Annotated in this window: 17 protein-coding genes and 1 pseudogene; 8 read left to right on the plus strand and 10 right to left on the minus strand. The window is 73.9% G+C overall.

Features of this window, described 5'->3' with window-relative positions; genetic code table 11:
• Positions 1 to 106: 106 nt before the first annotated feature.
• Positions 107 to 1,444, minus strand: coding sequence for an NADP-specific glutamate dehydrogenase (gene gdhA / locus ACFWH7_RS00650; RefSeq protein WP_378214541.1), 1,338 nt, complete (start codon positions 1,442 to 1,444; stop codon positions 107 to 109).
• A 115-nt stretch (positions 1,445 to 1,559) separates the two neighbouring features.
• On the opposite strand from gdhA, the pseudogene ACFWH7_RS00655 reads away from it, so the two are divergent.
• A pseudogene (locus tag ACFWH7_RS00655) lies at positions 1,560 to 1,853 on the plus strand (flavin reductase family protein); the annotation flags it as partial.
• Between the two features lie 93 nt (positions 1,854 to 1,946).
• Here ACFWH7_RS00655 and ACFWH7_RS00660 read toward each other — a convergent pair.
• Positions 1,947 to 2,378, minus strand: a complete 432-nt coding sequence (locus ACFWH7_RS00660) for a hypothetical protein (RefSeq protein ID WP_378214542.1) — start codon at positions 2,376 to 2,378, stop codon at positions 1,947 to 1,949.
• Positions 2,379 to 2,475: 97 nt separating this feature from the next.
• On the opposite strand from ACFWH7_RS00660, the gene ACFWH7_RS00665 reads away from it, so the two are divergent.
• Positions 2,476 to 3,003 (plus strand): hypothetical protein, encoded by a 528-nt coding sequence (locus tag ACFWH7_RS00665; protein ID WP_378214543.1) that lies wholly within the window; start codon positions 2,476 to 2,478, stop codon positions 3,001 to 3,003.
• A 7-nt stretch (positions 3,004 to 3,010) separates the two neighbouring features.
• Here ACFWH7_RS00665 and ACFWH7_RS00670 read toward each other — a convergent pair whose 3' ends face one another.
• Positions 3,011 to 4,036 carry an aldo/keto reductase gene (locus ACFWH7_RS00670; RefSeq protein WP_378214544.1) on the minus strand — a complete coding sequence of 342 codons (1,026 nt, stop codon included), beginning with the start codon at positions 4,034 to 4,036 and terminating at the stop codon, positions 3,011 to 3,013.
• A 261-nt stretch (positions 4,037 to 4,297) separates the two neighbouring features.
• Between ACFWH7_RS00670 and ACFWH7_RS00675 the strand changes: the two genes are divergently transcribed.
• The 3 genes from ACFWH7_RS00675 to ACFWH7_RS00685 all read left to right on the plus strand — a co-directional run bounded on the left by ACFWH7_RS00675 (position 4,298) and on the right by ACFWH7_RS00685 (position 8,543).
• Positions 4,298 to 4,783 carry a Dps family protein gene (locus ACFWH7_RS00675; RefSeq protein WP_277511940.1) on the plus strand — a complete coding sequence of 162 codons (486 nt, stop codon included), beginning with the start codon at positions 4,298 to 4,300 and terminating at the stop codon, positions 4,781 to 4,783.
• Positions 4,784 to 5,120: 337 nt separating this feature from the next.
• Positions 5,121 to 5,831 carry a TetR/AcrR family transcriptional regulator gene (locus ACFWH7_RS00680; protein ID WP_378214545.1) on the plus strand — a complete coding sequence of 237 codons (711 nt, stop codon included), beginning with the start codon at positions 5,121 to 5,123 and terminating at the stop codon, positions 5,829 to 5,831.
• An 87-nt stretch (positions 5,832 to 5,918) separates the two neighbouring features.
• Positions 5,919 to 8,543 (plus strand): MMPL family transporter, encoded by a 2,625-nt coding sequence (locus ACFWH7_RS00685; protein WP_378214546.1) that lies wholly within the window; start codon positions 5,919 to 5,921, stop codon positions 8,541 to 8,543.
• A gap of 72 nt (positions 8,544 to 8,615) precedes the next feature.
• Here the strand turns inward: ACFWH7_RS00685 and ACFWH7_RS00690 are convergent, their stop codons facing one another.
• From ACFWH7_RS00690 to ACFWH7_RS00710, 5 genes are all read right to left on the minus strand, one after another.
• The gene (locus tag ACFWH7_RS00690; protein WP_378214547.1) at positions 8,616 to 9,623 is read right to left on the minus strand and encodes an endonuclease/exonuclease/phosphatase family protein; all 1,008 of its coding nucleotides are present in this window, start codon (positions 9,621 to 9,623) and stop codon (positions 8,616 to 8,618) included.
• A gap of 241 nt (positions 9,624 to 9,864) precedes the next feature.
• Positions 9,865 to 12,216, minus strand: a complete 2,352-nt coding sequence (gene purL / locus ACFWH7_RS00695) for a phosphoribosylformylglycinamidine synthase subunit PurL (protein ID WP_378214548.1) — start codon at positions 12,214 to 12,216, stop codon at positions 9,865 to 9,867.
• Between the two features lie 174 nt (positions 12,217 to 12,390).
• Positions 12,391 to 12,777, minus strand: a complete 387-nt coding sequence (locus tag ACFWH7_RS00700) for a DUF1304 domain-containing protein (protein WP_378214549.1) — start codon at positions 12,775 to 12,777, stop codon at positions 12,391 to 12,393.
• A gap of 73 nt (positions 12,778 to 12,850) precedes the next feature.
• Positions 12,851 to 13,402, minus strand: coding sequence for a hypothetical protein (locus ACFWH7_RS00705; protein ID WP_378214550.1), 552 nt, complete (start codon positions 13,400 to 13,402; stop codon positions 12,851 to 12,853).
• A complete protein-coding gene (locus ACFWH7_RS00710) occupies positions 13,399 to 14,364 on the minus strand; it encodes a LysR family transcriptional regulator (protein ID WP_378214551.1) in 966 nt (321 codons plus the stop codon). The genes ACFWH7_RS00705 and ACFWH7_RS00710 overlap by 4 nt, the downstream gene beginning before the upstream one ends.
• Before the next feature lie 90 nt (positions 14,365 to 14,454).
• Here ACFWH7_RS00710 and ACFWH7_RS00715 point away from each other — a divergent pair, with 90 nt between their 5' ends.
• From ACFWH7_RS00715 to ACFWH7_RS00725, 3 genes are all read left to right on the plus strand, one after another.
• Positions 14,455 to 15,540, plus strand: coding sequence for an EamA family transporter (locus tag ACFWH7_RS00715; protein WP_378214552.1), 1,086 nt, complete (start codon positions 14,455 to 14,457; stop codon positions 15,538 to 15,540).
• 64 nt (positions 15,541 to 15,604) lie between these two features.
• A complete protein-coding gene (locus ACFWH7_RS00720) occupies positions 15,605 to 17,068 on the plus strand; it encodes an APC family permease (protein WP_378214553.1) in 1,464 nt (487 codons plus the stop codon).
• Positions 17,065 to 17,436 (plus strand): YrdB family protein, encoded by a 372-nt coding sequence (locus ACFWH7_RS00725; RefSeq protein ID WP_378214554.1) that lies wholly within the window; start codon positions 17,065 to 17,067, stop codon positions 17,434 to 17,436. Before ACFWH7_RS00720 ends, ACFWH7_RS00725 begins: the two co-directional genes overlap by 4 nt.
• A 31-nt stretch (positions 17,437 to 17,467) precedes the next feature.
• Here the strand turns inward: ACFWH7_RS00725 and ACFWH7_RS00730 are convergent, their stop codons facing one another.
• Positions 17,468 to 18,256, minus strand: coding sequence for an ABC transporter permease (locus tag ACFWH7_RS00730; RefSeq protein WP_378214555.1), 789 nt, complete (start codon positions 18,254 to 18,256; stop codon positions 17,468 to 17,470).
• Positions 18,253 to 19,326 (minus strand): ABC transporter ATP-binding protein, encoded by a 1,074-nt coding sequence (locus tag ACFWH7_RS00735; RefSeq protein WP_378214556.1) that lies wholly within the window; start codon positions 19,324 to 19,326, stop codon positions 18,253 to 18,255. The genes ACFWH7_RS00730 and ACFWH7_RS00735 overlap by 4 nt, the downstream gene beginning before the upstream one ends.
• Between the last annotated feature and the right edge of the window lie 189 nt (positions 19,327 to 19,515).

The following is a 19,515-nucleotide window of genomic DNA, read 5'->3' on the forward strand; positions in this document are numbered from 1 at the left end:
ATATTACCACACCCCAACCACCTCGCCCCCCCCGCCCGCGCCCCCCCGCGCCCCCCGGCCCCCGCGCGCCCCCCCCCCCCCCCCCGCCGGCCAGGGTAGACGACGGTCAGATGACGCCGAGCGCGAGGATCGCGTCGGCGACCTTGGTGAAGCCCGCGATGTTGGCGCCGAGCACGTAGTTCCCGGGCGTGCCGTACTCGTCGGCCGTCTCGACGCACCGGTCGTGGATGCCGGACATGATCTGCGCGAGCCGGTCCTCGGTGTACTCGAACGACCACGCGTCGCGCGACGCGTTCTGCTGCATCTCGAGCGCGGAGGTCGCGACGCCACCGGCGTTCGCGGCCTTGCCGGGCGCGAACAGCACGCCCGCCTCCTGGAGGAGCGCGACGGCGGAGGGTGTCGTCGGCATGTTGGCGCCCTCGGCGACCGCGACGACGCCGTTCGCCACGAGCTGCTTGGCCGCGCTCTCGTCGAGCTCGTTCTGCGTCGCGCACGGCAGCGCGACGTCGCACGGCACGTCCCAGATGGACCCGTCGGTGACGACGCGGGCCCCGGGCCGGCGGGCCGCGTAGTCGGCGACGCGGCCGCGCTCGACTTCCTTGATCTGGCGCAGCAGGTCGAGGTCCACGCCCGCCTCGTCGACGACGTAGCCCGACGAGTCGGAGAAGGCGACGACGTTCGCGCCGAGCTGCTGTGCCTTGGCCGTCGCGTAGGTCGCGACGTTGCCCGAGCCCGAGACGACGACGCGGCGCCCGTCGAGCTCCTGCCCGCGCGTCTCCAGCATGTTCTGCGCGAAGAGCACCGTGCCGTAGCCCGTGGCCTCCGTGCGCACGAGCGATCCGCCCCACGAGATGCCCTTGCCCGTGAGGACGCCGGACTCGTACCGGTTGGTGATGCGCTTGTACTGCCCGAAGAGGTACCCGATCTCGCGGCCGCCCACGCCGATGTCGCCCGCGGGGACGTCGGTGTTCTCGCCGATGTGCCGGTAGAGCTCCGTCATGAAGGACTGGCAGAACCGCATGACCTCGCCGTCGGACCGCCCGCGCGGGTCGAAGTCGGAGCCGCCCTTGCCACCGCCGATGGGCATGCCCGTGAGCGAGTTCTTGAAGATCTGCTCGAAGCCGAGGAACTTCACGATGCCCAGGTAGACCGACGGGTGGAACCGCAGGCCGCCCTTGTACGGGCCGAGCGCGGAGTTGAACTCGACGCGGAAGCCACGGTTGATCTGCACGCGGCCCGCGTCGTCCACCCACGGGACCCGGAAGATGATCTGGCGCTCGGGCTCGCACACGCGCTCGAGGACGGCGGCCTCGACGTAGCGCGGGTGCTTGCGCAGCACGGGGCCGAGCGAGTCGAAGACCTCGCGCACGGCCTGGTGGAACTCGGCCTCGCCGGGGTTGCGACGCAGGACCTCGTCGTAGACGGACTGCAGTCGGCTGTCCATGGGCACTCCTCGTGTGACGCGGGCGGAACTCCTGCTGACGGTACGCCTGTGCCAGAAGTTCCCGTAGCGCCGTCTCACTCCCTGCGCACCGGCGCCCCGTGGCCGTCGCCGAGGCGTGTCCGGTCGCGGGCACCTCCTCGTCGCCGTCCCGGACGACACGACCCCTGTCACGGCGGGGTGCTCCGGGAGACGACCAGGCCGCACGCGGCCGGCCCGCACCCCGCGGCGGACGCCGCGCTCGTCGGCGAGGTGCACGCGCGAGCACGACGGCCCTCTCGTCGGGTTCACCGCGACGTCGGTCATCTCCGTCTGGGCCGCGCCCCCGCTGCTCGCGTTTTCGCTCGCGTCGACGTCGTCGTCGTGGCGCGGGGTCTCCGCCGCGCGGACGCTCACGGTGCGCTTCCTCGCCGACCACCAGGACGCGGGCCCGCAGCGCGACGAGGCGGCGGGCGCGCTGTCGCCCCTCGTCGACCTCACGCGACGGGCACCACGGGTGGACCGGTCACCAGCTCCAGCCGCGCGCGCTCAGCTCGAGCTCCTCGCGGAACCGCTCGTCGTCGCCCGTGCGGAACCCGGCCCGCAGCGGCGCGTCCTCGACCGAGAGCCCCGTGAGCCGGCACGCCTCCCGCAGCAGGGCGTCATAGGCGCCCTGGACCGCGAGGTAGTGGTGGGCGCGGGCGTAGACGACCGGGTCGGCCTCGATGCGTCGCATCTCCGCCGCGAGCTCGCTCAGCCGCACCTGGAGCGCGAGCGTCGCGAGTGGGTCGGGGGCCGGCGGGCGACGCCGCAGGAGGGCGGGCCGGCTGCCGGTCCGGTGGCTCGGGGGCCGGCCGGCGCGCAGCACCCACCACGCGGCGGCGGCCGTGCACGCCGTCGCGCACCAGATCATGAGCAGCCACGACATCGGAGCCGACTTCTGCGCGGGGAGACCCACAGGACCTCTCCAGTCTAGGTCCGCGTCACGCCCCAGGCCATGGGGCGCTCGCCCCATCCCGTGCGCGACCGGCGCCGCCGTACGATGCCGACGGACGGTGACGGCGCACGACGACGCGCACCACGACGAGGGGGCCCCGCGCATGGTGACGGCACGACGACTGCGGACCACCGCGTTCCACGGCCAGCTCTGGGCAGCCCTGGTCGTCCCGCTGTGCCTCGTGATCGGGGCCGTCGCGGCGGGCGGCGGGCTGCTCATGGCCGGGTTCGTCGTCGCGGCGATCCCGGTCGCCGGCCTGTTCGCCCTCGCCCCCGTGCTCGGCACATGGGTCGGACGCATGCGCGCCGCCGACGACGTCCCCCTCCCCTACGCCGTCGCGACCGTGGCCCTGTGGGTCGCGGCGATCCCCGTCGGGTTCCTCCTGACGTACACCCAGCCGGTGCCGGCCTACCTCCCCGTGCCCCCGGGGTACGACGCCGCGGAGGCCGCGAGCGCCGTCGTCGGCCCCGCGGTCCTGCTGCTCTGGGTCGCCCAGCTCGTCCTGGCGCTCGTCGGCGTCCGGGCGCGCCGGCGCCCGATCGACGGCGTACCGACGGGGCCGGGCGCCGCGACCCTGCCGGGCTGACGAGGGTTCAGCCCGCGAGCAGGTCCGCCTGCGGGTGCCGCACCCCCTGCACGGCCTCGCGCGGGATGGTCGCCCCGATGGCTGCGACGTCGTCCGCGGTGAGCTCGATCGAGGCGGCCGCCACGTTCTGCTCGAGGTAGCCGAGGCGCTTGGTGCCGGGGATCGGCACGATGTCGTCGCCCTGGGCGAGGAGCCACGCGAGCGCGAGCTGCGCCGTCGTGACGCCGCGCTCCGCGGCGAGCTGCTCGAGCGAGCGGACCAGGCCGCGGTTGTGCTCGAACGCCTCGCCGGCGTACCGGGCGTGGGACCGGCGGACGTCGTCGGCCGCGAAGCCGTCGGTCGCGTCGACGGTGCCGGTGAGGATGCCGCGGCCGAGGGGCGAGAAGGGCACGAACCCGACTTCGAGCTCGCGCAGCGTGGGCAGCACCTCGTCCTCCGGGTCCCGCGTCCACAACGAGTACTCGCTCTGCACGGCCGTCACCGGGTGGACGGCATGGGCGCGACGCACCGTCGCCGCGGAGGGCTCCGAGAGCCCGATCCCCCGGACCTTGCCGGCCGCGACGAGCTCGGAGAGCGCCCCGACCGTGTCTTCGATCGGCACCTGCGGGTCCACGCGGTGCAGGTAGTACAGGTCGAGACGGTCCGTGCCCAGGCGCCGCAGGCTCGCGTCGACCGCGGAACGCACGTACGCGGGGCGTCCGTCGACCCGGCGCCCGTCCGGGTGCCCGCCCGCGGGCGGAAGGCCGAACTTCGACGCGAGCACGATCTCGTCGCGGTGGGCGCCGAGCACCCGGCCGATGAGCTCCTCGTTGCGGCCGTGCCCGTAGACGTCGGCAGTGTCGATCAGCGTCACGCCGAGCTCGAGCGCGCGCCGCAGCACGGCCTCCGCCTCGGCGGCGTCCGCGGGACCGTACGCGTCGGTGACCGACATGCCGCCGAACCCGACGGCAGAGACGGTGAGCGCGGCGTCCCCGGAACCGAGCGTGCGCTGCGGGAGGAGGTGCGTGGCGGCAGGGGCGAGGTCGTCGGTCATGACGCCAGCGCACACTCCGGGCGCCGTCCGGCAAGGGGCGAGGCGGGTCCTCCCACCGGGCGAGAGCACGTGACGCGCCCTGCCGCGGGGGTACCGCGTCGAGGTGTCGCCGCAGGTCAGGCACGCCTGTCCTTGCTGGCGGGACCGGGGAATCGTGCCTAGTCTGGAATCGTTCAAGAGAACGAGTCACGAGGACGGCACCGACGGAAGCCGGGTGACCGCCGCACGTTCCGGGAGACCCCCGAGAGAGCGAGGAGCACCATGTCCGCACCCACCATCCACCGCGCCACCGCCCGCTTCGAGGCGTCGGAGGCGCTCCGCGCCCACCTCCAGCGGGTGCTCGTCGCGCTCGTCGACCTGCACGTCCAGGGCAAGCAGGCCCACTGGAACGTCACGGGCCGCGGGTTCCGCGACCTGCACCTCCAGCTCGACGACGTCGTGGACGCCGCGCGCGAGCACAGCGACACCGTCGCCGAGCGCATGCGCGCGCTGCAGGTCGTGCCCGACGGCCGCACCGAGACCGTCGCGACGACGACCGACCTCTCGCCGTACCCGGCGGGACTCGTGTCCGTCGGCGACACGGTCGACGCGATCGTCGAGCGCCTCGCCCAGACGGTCGAGGTCGTGCGCGAGGTGCACGACGGCGTCGACGCGGAAGACCCGACGAGCGCCGACATCCTGCACGAGATCATCGCCGACCTGGAGAAGCAGGCCTGGTTCCTCTCCTCGGAGAACCGCGAGGCCTGACGACGCGTGGGCCCGGGGCGACGCGCTCCGGGCCCGCACCGTCGTCGCCGCTCGGCGTCCCGGATGCCCTCGTGGTCGACGTGGTGGAGCTTCTCGCGGTCCACGGACCGGCCCGACGCGACGTCGCGGATCTCCGCGTCGCCCTCCCACACGTCCCAGAGCCGCGTGACGACCTCGACGGCCGGCGACGGCGTCGGGACTCCGTGCCCGTCGCCGGGCTCCGCGTCGTCGCCCCGCCCGAGGAGATCTTTCCCACATACCGGACTTGCTCGGTCGACTTTGCGCCGTCCCGAGCTGCTGTTTGCACTCAGTGCAACGATGCACCTAGTGTCAGGAGGTGCCTCTACCCTCCGCGACCGAGCCGTCGGGCGCGCCCGTGACCGACCCCGCGGCCGGTGCCCCGGCAGGCCCGGTGCCCGGCCCCGCGACCGATCGCCGCACCGCCCTGCGCGCGCGGCACCGCCGCGCGATCGTCGACGCGGCGGCGGCACTCATGGAGGAGAACGGCGGCGCCCGGTTCACCGTCGACGAGCTCGCGGCACGCGCCGACGTCGCGCGGCGCACGATCTTCAACCACTTCGCGTCCCTGGACGACGTCGTCGTCGAGGTGTGCGAGGACGTGCTGGGCACGGTGGTCGACGCGCTCGGGGCGAGCGCGGCCGACCCCGGGACCGACCGCACGACCCCGCTCGACGACGTCACCGCCGCGCTCCGCGGCACGGACCTCGTCGGCCCCATGGCCTACCTCACGCGCGCCCTCGGCGGCACCGCGACCGAGCCCACCCCGCGCGTCACGACGATGGTCGTGCGCACGTTCACCCACCTCGCCGAGCGCCTGGTCGCCGAGACCGCGCGGCGGCACCCCGACGTCGACCCGCTCGAGATCGAGATGCTCGTCGGCGCGCTCATGGCCGGGGTCCTGGTGATCCAGCGGCGCTGGTGGGCCGCGACCGGCGCGGCCGACGACGACGCCTCGCGCCGCGTGTGGGCCGACCTCCTCGACCGCCTCGTCGACCGCGTGCGCGCGGGCTGGGCGAGCCCAGCCTGACGCCTCCCTTCACCCTCCCCGACCGTCCCCGGACGACCACCCGGACCGCCTCCCGGACCATCCCGGACTCCCACCCGAAGGATCCCCATGGCTGAACTCCTCTACCGCCTCGGACGCGCGTGCGCGCGCCGGGCGCGGACCGTCCTCGCCGCATGGCTCGCGGTGCTCGTGCTGGCCGGGGCGGCCTTCGTCGCGTTCGGCGGCACGCTCGCGAGCAGCTTCTCCATCCCCGGCACCCCGACCGCCGAGGTCACCGAGCGCCTGCAGACGGCGCTCCCGGAGGCCTCGGGCGGGACCGGCACCGTCGTGTTCGCCACGGAGGACGGCTCCGCGTTCACGCCCGAGCAGGAGGCGGCCATCTCCGACCGCCTGGCCGCCGCCGAGGAGGTCGACGGCGTCGAGGCGGCCGTCGACCCGTTCGCCACCCAGACCGAGCTCGCGGACCAGCGTCAGCAGGTCGAGGACGGCCGGACCCAGATCGAGGCCGGGCGCGCGCAGATCGAGGACGGGCGCACCCAGCTCGCCGCGGGCCAGGAGCAGCTCGACGCCGCGCGCGCACAGCTCGACGAGGGCCAGACCCAGCTCGACGCGGCGCGCGCGCAGGCGGAGGCCGCGGGCGCGCTCGAGCAGGCCGCCCCGCAGCTCGACGCCCAGCAGGCGGAGCTCGACGCCGGACGTGCCGAGCTCGACGCCCAGGCCGCAGAGCTCGACAAGCAGGTCACCGCCCTGGAGGACCAGAGCACGACGCTCGAGGAGCAGTCCGCGCAGCTCGAGCTCTCCGCGCCGCTGCTCGAGATGGCGTCGGAGATCCGCATGGTGTCCGAGGACGGGAGCGCCGCCGTCGCGAGCGTCTCGTTCACCGAGCCCAACATGAGCATCGAGCAGCAGACCAAGGACGACCTCGTCGCGGTCTTCACCGACGACCCGGTCGAGGGCGTCCAGACGGACTTCTCGTCCGACATCACGCAGGGCGTCCCCCAGGTCTTCGGCGTCGGCGAGGCGATCGGCCTCGTCGTCGCGGCGATCGTGCTCGTCGTCATGCTCGGCACGCTCGTCGGCGCCGGGCTGCCGATCCTCACCGCGCTCATCGGCGTCGGGATCGGCGCGCTCGCCGCGATGTCGCTCTCCGGCGTCGTCGAGATGTCGTCGGTGACCCCCGTGCTCGGCCTCATGCTCGGGCTCGCGGTCGGGATCGACTACTCGCTGTTCATCGTCAACCGGCACCGCCGCCAGCTCAAGCAGGGCGACGACGTGCAGGAGTCGATCGCGCTCGCGAACGGCACGTCGGGCAACGCCGTCGTGTTCGCGGGCGCCACGGTGCTCATCGCGCTCCTCGCGCTCAACGTCACCGGCATCCCGTTCCTCGGCCTCATGGGGACCGTCGGCGCGCTGTGCGTCGCGATCGCCGTGCTCATCGCCGTCACCCTCACGCCCGCCCTGCTGAGCATGATCGGGACGCGCATCCTCAGCCGTCGCGAGCGCGCCGCGCTCGCCGGGACCGAGGCCCCGGGTGAGCCGGGCACCACCGCCGACACCGCGGCGTCGGGCACGACCGCCCCGGACGGGGCGAAGCCCGTCCGCCCCATGTCCACGCTGCGCGCGGTGGGCACGGCGATCCTCGCCGTCGTGGCGCTCGGGGTGATCGCCCTCCCCGCGCTCGACCTGCGGACCAACCTGCCCGACGGGTCGTCGGAGGCGCACGACTCCACGCAGTACCGCGCCTACTCGACGATCGCCGAGCGGTTCGGCGAGGGCACGAACGGCCCTCTGCTCGTCGTGGCGGACCTCCCTGGCGAGCCCACCGAGGCCGAGGCGCTGGAGTACCAGGTGCGTGTGGCCGAGGAGCTCTTCGCGCTCGACGACGTCGTGGCGGTCGCCCCGATCGGCACGTCGGACGACCGCACGATCGCCGCGTTCCAGGTGATCCCCGCCGAGGGCCCCACGAGCGAGTCCACCGAGGAGCTCGTGCACGACCTGCGGGCGCTCGAGCCCCTCGACGGGGACGTGACGCTGGGCGTCGCCGGCTCGGCCAGCGGCAACATCGACATCTCCGACAAGCTCGCGCAGGCGCTGCCGATCTACCTCGCGGTCGTCGTGGGGCTGTCGCTCGTCATCCTCGTGCTGGTGTTCCGGTCGATCTTCGTTCCGGTCGTCGCGACGCTCGGCTTCATCCTGTCGTACTTCGCCGCGCTCGGCGGGGTCGTCGCGATCTACCAGTGGGGCTGGCTGTCGGGGGTGTTCGGCGTCGAGACGCCGGGCCCGATCCTCAACTTCCTGCCCACGATCCTCGTCGGCATCCTGTTCGGCCTCGCGATGGACTACCAGCTCTTCCTCGGCTCAGGGATGCGCGAGGCGTACGCGCACGGCGCGCCGTCGCGCGTCGCGATCGTCCAGGGCGTGCGCGCGGGCCGGGCCGTCGTGACCGCGGCGGCGATCATCATGATCTCCGTCTTCGGCGGGTTCGTCTTCTCGCACAGCGCGATGATCCGGCCCATCGGGTTCGCGCTCGCGTTCGGCGTGCTGGTCGACGCGTTCGTCGTCCGCATGCTGCTCGTCCCGGCGCTCATGCACCTCGTGGGCGACAAGGCGTGGTGGCTCCCCCGCTGGCTCGACCGCATCCTGCCCGACGTCGACGTCGAGGGCGCCGCCCTGGAGCGCCGCCACCCGCACCACGAGGCCCCCGAGGAGTCGCCGGAACCCGCGCGAGGCTGACTCCGCCCGGTGCCGAATCCGGGGTTGCTCCCGGGTTCGGCACCGAACCGGGGAGCAACCCCGGGTTCGGCGTCAGGGGCGGGGCACGTGGACGGTCGCGACGATCGCGCGGTGGTCGCTGCCGGGCACGTGCAGGGAGTCGACGTCGGTCACGACGTTCTCCCGGTCCGTCACCACGTGGTCGAGGTTCAGGACCGGCGGGACGGTGCCCGGGCGCGGCGACCACGACAGGTCCAGACCGCTTCCCGCGGCGCGCGACGCGTCGTGGAACCGGTCGCCCAGCAGCCGCCGGAACGTCGCGTGGTCGTGCGTCGCGTTGAAGTCGCCGACGAGCACCTGCGGGAGCGGGTCGGCGGTCGCGCGCTCGGCGAGCGCGGCCGTCTCCTCGCCCCAGACGCGCACGTACTCCGGGATCGGCGGGATCGGGTGCACGGCGGTGACCCGCACCGGTACGCCGTCGACCTCGACGGTCGCGGAGGGCATCGCGTCGTTGGAGAACGGCTCGAGGTCGACGTCGTCGAGCGGCAGCGCGCTCCACAGCCCGCTCCCGAGCGCCCCGGACCCGACCTTGGCGTCGGCGCTGTAGGGGAGCACGTCCTCGATGCCCGCCGCGACGAGGCGCTCACGCAGGTCTGTGGTCAGCTCCAGCACCGCGAGCACCTGGACGTCCTGCGCGCGCACGAGGTCGACGAGCGCGTCGGCGTCCGCCGACCCGAGCCAGGCGTTGGCGCCCATCACGCGCAGCGACGCCGCGTCGTCGGGCGGCGTCGGGCCGGGCACGAACGCCGGCACGAGCCACACCGCCTGCGCGGCGACGCACACCGCGAGCAGCGCCGCGAGGACCCACCGGCGCGCGACGAGCGTGACCACCAGGCCGACGACGGCCCCCGCCGCGACGAACGGTGTGAACCCGACGACCTGCGCGAACGGCGTCACGGCGTCGTACGGGACCGCGCGCACGAGCGTGAGCAGCGCGACCGCCACGGTCCCCGTGGCCAGCAGGACGGTGAGGACCGGGCCGCCCGGGCGTCGTCGGGCGGTGACGTGCGCGGGCGGAAGGCTCGTGGTCGCCGAGGTCATGCTCGGACTCTCGCAGCGTCGGGCCCGGCGCCACGACCCGCCGCACCACCCCGACCGCCGACCTCCACGAAACCCACGCAGCATGGCGCCCCGGTCCGCCGACCACGACATGAGGGTCGTTCTCCGCCCGATGACGGCACCCCTGTCGTTCTCGACAGCGGGCAGGGTCGTGCTCGGCAGGGTCCACGGACGACGACGCCCCGGTCTCCTGTGCGGTGACCGGGGCGTCGGTGGAGCGGTGTCAGCCGAAGATGGCCGGGAGCGTGCCGCGGTAGGCCGCGTCCGCCTCGCTGAGCGGGACGGTGAACAGGCCCGTGACCTCGAGCGCCTCGCCCGACTCGGCGGCGGCGCCGGGCTCGGTGCCCGTCTCGCCGATCTTCAGGACGGGGACGCCGCGCGCGACGCACGCGTCGACGAGCTTGGACTCCTCGCCGCGGGGGACCGCGACGAGCGCACGCGCCGTCGACTCGGAGAACAGCGCCTCGAACGGGCTGACGCCGTCACGCTCGGTGAGCGCCTCGAGCGACACCGTGGCGCCGACGCCGAAGCGCAGCGACGCCTCGAGGAGCGCCTGGGCGAGGCCGCCCTCGGACAGGTCGTGCGCGGCCGACACGAGGTCGTCGCGGCTCGCGTTGACGAGCACGCCGGCGAGCGCCTTCTCCGCCGCGAGGTCGACCTGCGGCGGGAGGCCGCCGAGGTGCCCGTGCTCGACCTCGGCCCACGCGGAGCCGTCGAGCTCGGGGCGCGTGGTGCCGATGAGGTAGATGCTCTCGCCCGTCTCGCGCCAGCCCGACGGGGTCGCGTGCGCGACGTCGTCGAGCACGCCGAGCACGCCCACGACCGGGGTCGGGTGGATGGACGAGTCGATCTGGCCCGGCTCGCCGGTCCCGTTGTAGAGCGAGACGTTGCCGCCCGTGACGGGGACGCCGAGCTCGCGGCACGCGTCCGCGAGGCCCTCGATCGCCTCGACGAGCTGCCACATCGAGTCCGGGTCCTCGGGCGAGCCGAAGTTGAGGCAGTCGGTCACGGCGAGCGGGCGGGCACCCGTCGTCGCGACGTTCCGGTACGCCTCGGCGAGCGCGAGGCGTGCGCCCGTGCGCGGGTCGAGCTTGCCGTAGCGGCCGTTCGCGTCCGTCGCGAGCGCGACCCCGAGGCCCGTGCTCTCGTCGACGCGGACCACGCCGGAGTCGTCGGGCTGCGCGAGCGCGGTGTTGCCCTGGACGAACCGGTCGTACTGGTTGGTCACCCACTCCTTCGACGCGAGGTTGGGCGACGCGAGGAGGCGCAGGGCCGTCGCGCGCAGGTCGTCGCCGCTCTCCGGGCGGGCGAGGGCGTCGGCCTCGACGGTGCGGGCGTTGAGCCCGTCCTGCCACGAGGGGCGCGCGTACGGGCGGTGGTAGACCGGACCCTCGTGCGCGACCGTCCGGGGGTCGACGTCGACGATGCGCTCGCCGTGGTGGTCGATCGTGAGGCGGCCGGAGTCGTTGACCTCACCGATGACGGCGGTCTCGACGTCCCACTTGCTCGTGATCGCGAGGAACTCGTCGAGCTTGTCCGGCGCGACGACCGCCATCATGCGCTCCTGCGACTCCGACATGAGGATCTCGCCCGCGTTGAGCGTGGGGTCGCGCAGCAGGACGTCGTCGAGCCACACGTGCATGCCGCCGTCGCCGTTGGAGGCGAGCTCCGACGTCGCGCAGGAGATGCCGGCGGCGCCGAGGTCCTGGATGCCCTCGACGACCTTCGCCGCGTAGAGCTCGAGGCAGCACTCGATGAGGACCTTCTCCATGAAGGGGTCGCCCACCTGGACGCTCGGGCGCTTGGCGGGCACGCCGTCCTCGAACGTCTCCGAGGCGAGGATCGAGGCGCCGCCGATGCCGTCGCCGCCCGTGCGGGCGCCGAACAGCACGACCTTGTTGCCCACGCCCGACGCGTTGGCGAGGTGGATGTCCTCGTGGCGCAGCACGCCGAGGCACAGCGCGTTGACGAGCGGGTTGCCCTGGTACGAGGCGTCGAACACGAGCTCGCCGCCGATGTTCGGCAGGCCCAGGCTGTTGCCGTAGCCGCCGACGCCGCTCACGACGCCGTGCACGACGCGCGCCGTGTCCGGGTGGTCGACCGCGCCGAAGCGGAGCTGGTCCATGACGGCGACGGGGCGCGCGCCCATCGAGATGATGTCGCGCACGATGCCGCCGACGCCGGTCGCGGCGCCCTGGTAGGGCTCGACGAACGACGGGTGGTTGTGCGACTCGACCTTGAACGTCACGGCCCAGCCGTCACCGATGTCGACGACGCCCGCGTTCTCGCCGATGCCGACGAGCAGGTGCTTCTTCATCTCGTCGGTGGTCGCCGCGCCGAACTTCGACAGGTGGACCTTGGACGACTTGTACGAGCAGTGCTCGGACCACATGACGGAGTACATCGCGAGCTCCGCGGCCGTGGGGCGACGCCCCAGGATGTCGCGGATGCGCTGGTACTCGTCCGGCTTGAGGCCGAGCTCGGCGTACGGCTGGTCCTCGTCGGGGGTGGCGGCGGCGTGCTCGACGGTGTCGAGCGCGGGGCGTGCGGAAGCCTGGGGTGCGGGGGCGGTCATCGTTTCCCTCGGGTGGGCGCTGATGCGGGGAGCGCACGACGGCGCGGGGCCCAGTCTACCGGCGGGTCACCGGACGTCGTGGTCCCGTCCGCCCTCCGGTCCGCTCCCCCGTCCACCCACGGCTCCGGGCGACGCGCGGGGCCGTCCCGGCGGGCGGCGTCCGCGGGTGCGGCGTCAGACGACGAGGCCGACGACGATCCCGACGACGCCGAGCAGCGGCGGGACGAGCTGCACCAGAGCCGCGCGCGCCTTCGACGGCGACGAGAGGATCAGCACGAGCCCGGCCGCGACCATCGACCCGGCGCCCGCGACGACGAGCGTGAGGCCCACGTCCTGCCGGTCCGTCGCGTACAGGACGATGCCGAGCACGACGAGCACCGCGAGGAACAGGTTGTAGAAGCCCTGGTTGAAGGCGAGCTCCTTGGTCGCCTCAGCCTCCTCGCGCGAGGTGCCGAACGTCGCGCGCGTGCGCGCGCTCGTCCACGTCAGCGACTCCATGACGAAGATGTACACGTGGATCGCCGCGGCGACCCCCGCGAGCGCCAGCCCGAACCCGATCATCGTCGGCCCCTCCCGGTCCGCGAGGCCGCACGGTGCGCGACCACCGGGGGCGTACCGTCCCCGGGTCGTTGCCTCAGCGGTCCTCAGCGTTCCACAGCAGCGGCTCCGCGGCCGCGAGCGCCACGGCGAGCGCGCCGAGCGCGAGCCCGACGCGCGTGTGAGGCAGGCGAACGCCCCGGGCGCGCAGCCGCTCGCCGCGGCCGTAGACCCACTTCTCCCCCGCCACGACGAGCGTCGTCGCGAGCGCGACACCGGCGACTGCTCCCGCCGCGGCCACCGCGGGCGGGACGGGCGTCGCCTCGTCGTGCTCGGCGACGTACGTGTTGTCCTCGCGGGCCGCCTCGGCGCCGTCGTCGGCCGGTGCGTCGGCGGGGTCGGTGCCGGCCGGATCCGCGCCCCGGGCCGCGTCCCGGAGGGCGCGGACGCCGTCGCGCGCCTCGATCCCCTCGGCCGTCGAGGTCAGCATGAGCACGACGCCCGCGGTCCCGACCGCCGTCTTGGCGAGCGCGCGGGCCCAGCGGGGCCGCACGACGTCGGGCACCGCGTACCAGGCGACGGTCATCGCGCCCGTGATCGCCACGGTGCGCGGGTCCGGGAGCTTCCGGGTCGGCTCGTGCTCGGTCATCGTGCCCCTTCGTCGGACGGTGCGGTGGCGGGTGCGCTCGCGATGCCCAACGGCCGACGCCCGCCCGGGGTTCCTCCGGAGCGCAGCCGCTCGCGCAGGTAGCGGACCGCTGGGGCGTCGGTCATGGTCGCGCGCCACACGACGGTCACCGGACGCGTGGGGACGGGCTCGCGGACCGGGACCGCGACGACGTCGGCGGGCAGGGGGCCGCGTCCGAGCCGCGGCACGAGCGCGACGGCAAGGCCCTGGGCCACGACCTCGACCTGCGACGCGAACTCGAGGCACCGGAAGTCGATGCGCGGGACGCGCGGCTCGCGCGCGAACATGTGGCAGAACCACTCGTAGCAGATGGTGCCGTCGGGCGTGCAGACCCACGTCTCGTCGAGCAGGTCGGACGGTGTTAGCGCGGGCCGGCCCGCGAGCGGGCTCGACGCGTGCACGAGCACGTCGGCCTCGTCGCGGAAGAGCTCCTCGGCGCGCAGGCTCGGGGGCAGCGCGAGGCCGACGCCCTCCCAGTGGTGGACGAGCGCGAGGTCCAGCGTCCCCGCCGCGACAGCCGCGACCGCGTCCCACGGCTCGGTCTCCTCGACGACGAGCCGCAGGTCCGGGACGTCCTCGCGCACCCGCGCGACGAGGGGTGCGACGACGCCGCGCACCGCCGTCGAGAACGACCCGAGCCGCACGGTCCCGGTGGGTCGGGCGCCGGCGTCGTGCAGGCGGGCGCGCAGCGACTCGACCTGCTCGCGCAGCACGCGACCCTCCTCGACCACGCGTCGCCCCGCGGCGGTGAGCACGACGCCGCGGCCCTCGCGGTCGAGCAGGCGCGCGCCGAGGTCGCGCTCCAGGCGCTTGACCTGCTGCGAGACGGCGGACGGGGTGTAGCCGAGGTCGCGCGCCGCGGCGTGCACGGTCCCGGTGCGCTCGACGGCGAGCAGCGCGTCCACGGCGGCGAGGTCGATCATGCGCGCAGGCTATCGGGAAGCAGTGCTACCGAGAAATGTGCACCTCCGTGCGCTGGACGTACACGATGCCGAGGGCGCACCCTCGATGCCATGCCCCTGCGCTCGTCCCTGCTCGCCGTCCTCGTCGCCGTCGTCTGGGGCGTGAACTTCGTCGTCATCGACCTCGGACTCGGCGACATGCCGCCGACGCTGTTCGTCGCCCTGCGCTTCCTCGTCGTGCTCGTCCCCGCGATCTTCCTCGTGCCGCGGCCCCGGGCACGCTGGCGGGACGTGCTGCTCGTGGGCACGTTCATGAGCCTCGGCCAGTTCGGCCTCCTGTACACCGCGCTCGCGCTCGGCATGCCCGCCGGGCTCGCGTCCCTCGTGCTCCAGGCGCAGGTCGGGCTCACGGTGCTGTTCGCCGCCGCGGCGCTGCGCGAGGTCCCGACGCGCTCGCAGCTCGTCGGCGTGCTCGTCGGTGCCGCCGGGCTCGTCGTCGTGGGCGTGGGACGCAGCGCGTCGACGCCGGCGCTCGCGTTCGTCGTGACCCTCGCCGCCGCGGCGTCGTGGGCGGTGGGCAACGTCGTCGCGCGCCGGGCCGGTCGCCGCGACGGCGGTTCTACCTCGCGAGACCACGGTTCTACCTCGCGCGACCAGGGTTCTACCTCGCGGCCCGGGCTGGACGGGTTGTCGATGACGGTGTGGTCGGCGCTCGTCGTGCCGGTGCCGATGCTCGGGCTGTCCCTCGCGCTCGACGGGCCGGACGCCGTCGGGCACGCGCTCACCCACCTCACGCTCGCGCCGGTCCTGTCGACCCTGTACACCGCGTGGCTCGCGAGCCTCGTGGGCTACGGGATCTGGAACACGCTGCTCGCGCGGTACCCGGCGTCGGCGGTGGTGCCGTTCACGATGCTCGTGCCGCCCGTCGGGATGGTCGCCGCGTGGGTCGTGCTCGACGAGGTGCCGAACGCGGCCGAGCTGGCCGGCGGCGTCGTCCTCCTGCTGGGCGTCGCGACCACGACGGGCGCCCTGCGCCGAGGCTCCCCCGCCCGGCTCGCGCAGCGCCCGGCACCCGCCGGTCCCGGGGTTCTCGCACACCACGCGGCCGAAGCCGGAGACAGCCCCCGGCTCGGCGAGCCTGGAGACGACAAGCCCGGGTTCGGCAGCCCGGGGGCGACACGCACCCGTTCGCGCTGACAGGACCCCGCGACCGGGGGTTCCATGGAAATCTGGGGACGTCCAAGACGCGAGGGAGCCTCTCATGAGCCAGACCGCGGGTCGCACGGAGGAACGGCAGCAGCCGGAGCTCAAGCGCGTGATGGGGCCCAAGCTGCTGCTCCTGTTCATCGTCGGGGACATCCTCGGCACGGGCGTGTACGCGCTCACGGGCCAGGTCGCGGGCGAGGTCGGCGGGGCGGCGTGGCTGCCGTTCCTGCTCGCGTTCGTGGTCGCGACGATCACCGCGTTCTCCTACCTCGAGCTCGTCACCAAGTACCCGAGCGCGGCGGGCGCCGCGCTCTACACGCACAAGGCGTTCGGCATCCACCTGCTGACGTTCGTGGTCGCGTTCATGGTCATGAGCTCGGGCATCACGTCGGCGTCGACGGCGTCCAACGCGTTCGCGGGGTTCGTCTCGGACGGGTTCGGCCTCGAGCTCCCGACGGGCGGCGACGGCAGGCTCCTCATCGCGCTCGGCTTCATGGCCCTGGTCGCGCTGGTGAACCTGCGGGGCGTGGGCGAGAGCGTCCGGGCGAACGTCGTGCTGTCGCTCGTCGAGCTGTCCGGCCTGCTGCTCGTGATCTTCGTGGGGCTGTGGGCGACGTCGCAGGGCCGGGCCGACTTCTCGCGCGTCGTCGTGTTCGAGAGCGCGGACGACAAGAGCGTCTTCCTCGCCGTGACGGCCGCGACGACGCTCGCGTTCTTCGCGATGGTCGGGTTCGAGGACTCGGTGAACATGGCCGAGGAGTGCAAGAACCCCGTGCGCGACTTTCCGCGCATGATGCTCACCGGGCTGTCGATCACGGGCGCGATCTACGTGCTCGTCGCGATCACCGCCGTCGCGCTCGTCCCCGTCGGCGACCTCGTGGACGACTCGAAGGGATCGGCGCTCACGCAGGTCGTGGCGGCGGGGGCGCCGAACCTGCCGTTCGACACGATCTTCCCGTTCATCGGCATGTTCGCCGTCGCGAACTCGGCGCTCATCAACATGCTCATGGCCTCCCGGCTGCTCTACGGCATGGCCAACCAGGGCGTGCTGCCGCGCGCGTTCGGCCAGGTGCACCCGTTCCGGCGCACGCCGTGGGTGTCGATCCTCGTCACGACGGCCATCGCGTTCGCGCTCATCGTGTACGTCGTGCGGCAGTCGGGGACCGAGGCCGGCACCAACGCGATCGCGCTGCTCGGCGGCACGACGTCGCTGCTCCTGCTCGTGGTGTTCACCATCGTCAACATCGCGCTCCTCGTGCTGCGCCGCGACCGGGTCGACCACGAGCACTTCCGCACCCGCACGTGGCTCGCGGTCCTCGGGGCGCTCACGTGCGCGTACCTCGCGGGACCATGGGCGCGCAGCGCCGAGCAGCAGGAGCAGTACGTCATCGCAGGCGCGCTCGTGGGGCTCGGGGTCTTGCTCTCGTTCGTCACGTGGCTGTACAACCGTGCGGTGCGCCACCGCCAGACCGCGTTCTCGGACGTGTCCCAGCTCGAGGACGACGTCGAGGAGCGATGAGCCCACCGCCCCTCGGCCACCGTCGCCCGCGCGTCGGCGCCGCCGACGTCGTCGCGTTCCTCTGCGAGCTCGCTCTCCTCGCGCTGGTCGCGGTCGCGGGCTGGCGCCTCGGCGGCGCGTCCGGGCCGGGTGGCGTCGCGCTCTCGGTGGTGCTGGCCCTCGCCCTGCCCGCCCTCGTCGTGGTCGTGTGGGGCCGCTGGTTCGCACCGACCGCGGCCCACCGCCTCCCGCAGCCCTGGCGCCTGGACGCGCAGATCACGCTGTTCGTCGCGGCCGGCCTCGCGGCCGCGGGCGTCGGGCTCGTCTGGTGGGGCGTGGGCCTCGCCCTCGTCGGCACGACGGCGTTCGCCCTCACCCGGGACCACTGACCCCGGGCGGGGCGACCGCCGTCGTGCATCGTCAGGCCGAGCGTTGGCGCGTGCGGAACGCCTGGGTCGCGAGCCAGCCCATGACGACCGCCGCGAGCGCGAGCAGCCCCAGCCGCCCCCACACCACGCCCCAGTCGGGCGACGCGGCGAGCGCCTCGCGCCCGGCGACGACCGCCCAGTCGAACGGGTTGTAGCGCGCGACGTCGGCCACCCAGCCCGCGGACAGTCGCGTGTCCATCACGGCCGACGACAGAAACATGAGGGGCAGCGTGATGAGCTGCGAGATGCCGATGAGCGCCTCCTGCTGGCCGGTGAGCAGGGCCGTCGCGTTGCTCAGCGCCGAGAACAGCGCCGTGAGGAGCACGACCGCGAGCAGCAGGGCCAGGACGCCGAGCGTCGTCTCGCCGGGCGTGCCGCCGAACCGCGCCCCGCACAGCCACGCGACCGCGAGGACGACGAGCGCCTGCCCGACCGCGATGACGGCCTGGTAGATCATCGTCGACGCCATGAGCGCGCCGCGCGACGCCGGTGACGTGAGGAAGCGGTCCATGACGCCGCGGTCCATGTCCTGCACGTACGACGTGCCGGCCCACGCGGCACCGAACATCGCCGTCATCATGACGACGCCGGGCGTGATGAACTCGAGGTACGTCCCGCCCGTGGAGAACCCGGGGATCTCCACGACGGACCGGAAGAGCTGGCCGAACAGCAGCAGCCAGATCATGGGCTGCACGAGGTTCATGACCATGAACACGGGGATGCGCGCGCCCTGGCGCAGCGCCCGGGCGGTGAGCAGCCCGGTGTGCACGACGGCGGTCATGCCGCCACCTCCTCTGCGGTCGCACCCGCATGCTCCCCGCGCACCACGTCCGCGGAGGACTGGGCCGCCGTGAACGTGCGGCCCGTGTGCCGCAGGTACACGTCGTCGAGGCTCGGGCGCGCGAGCGTCGCGGACGCGACGGGGAGCCCCGCGGCGTCGAGCGCGGCGAGGACGGCGGGCAGCGCGACGGCGCCCGAGTCGGCGCGGGCGCGCAGGGTCCGGCCCTCGACGTGCACGTCGCGGACGCCCGCGCACGTGCCCACCGCGGCGGCGACGCGCGCCGTGAGGGCGGCGGCGCCGTCGGCCACGGCAGCACCTGCCGCGAGCTCGACGACGATCCCGTCGCCGCGCAGCTCGTCCTTCAGCGCGTCGGGCGTCCCCGCGACCGCGACGCGGCCGTGGTCGACGATCGCGAGGTTCGCGGCGAGGCGGTCGGCCTCCTCGAGGTAGTGCGTGGTGAGGAGGATCGTCATGCTCTCGCGCGCGGTCATGCGCTCGATCTCGGCCCACATCTCGGCGCGCGCCTCGGGGTCGAGCCCGGTCGTCGGCTCGTCGAGGAACAGGACCCGCGGCCGGTGCACGATCCCCATCGCGACGTCGAGCTTGCGCGCCATGCCGCCGCTGTACGTCTTCACGAGGCGGTCGGCCGCGGCCGTGAGGGAGAACCGATCGAGGAGCTCGGTCGCACGGGCACGGGCGTCCCGCGCGCCGAGGCCCTGGAGCCGGCCCGCGAGGACGAGGTTCTCGCGACCGCTGTCCATCGGGTCGGTCACGGGCTTCTGCGCGACGTACCCGATCGCACGCCGCACGCGCTCGGGGTGGCGTGCGACGTCGATCCCGGCGACGGTCGCCGTGCCGGAGTCGGCGCGGCTGAGCGTCGTGAGGATCTTGGCGGTCGTCGACTTGCCCGCCCCGTTGGGGCCGAGCAGCGCGAACACGGTGCCCGTCGGCACGGCGAACGACAGGCCGTCGAGCGCGTGCACGGGCGGGCGGCCGCGGCGGCCCGGGTAGGTCTTGCGCAGGTCGACGGCGTCGATCGCCGTCTCCTGCGCACGGGTGCTGGAAGGCACGGTGAGGCTCCTTGTGTCGGGAGCCGTCTCGCCGGGGGTGGCCTCTCCCACGCGGTTAGCATGGGAGAGCCCTGGGTGACTGTTGACGCAGCGGTTCTGTCGGTTCCGGCGGGACGACTCGGGCTCGGTGGTCCGGATGTTGGCGCATCCGGAACCACACTCGTAGTACGTCCCGCCCCCGCCCGGGCG

This window comes from Cellulosimicrobium cellulans (assembly GCF_042723955.1).
Taxonomy (GTDB): domain Bacteria; phylum Actinomycetota; class Actinomycetes; order Actinomycetales; family Cellulomonadaceae; genus Cellulosimicrobium; species Cellulosimicrobium cellulans_H.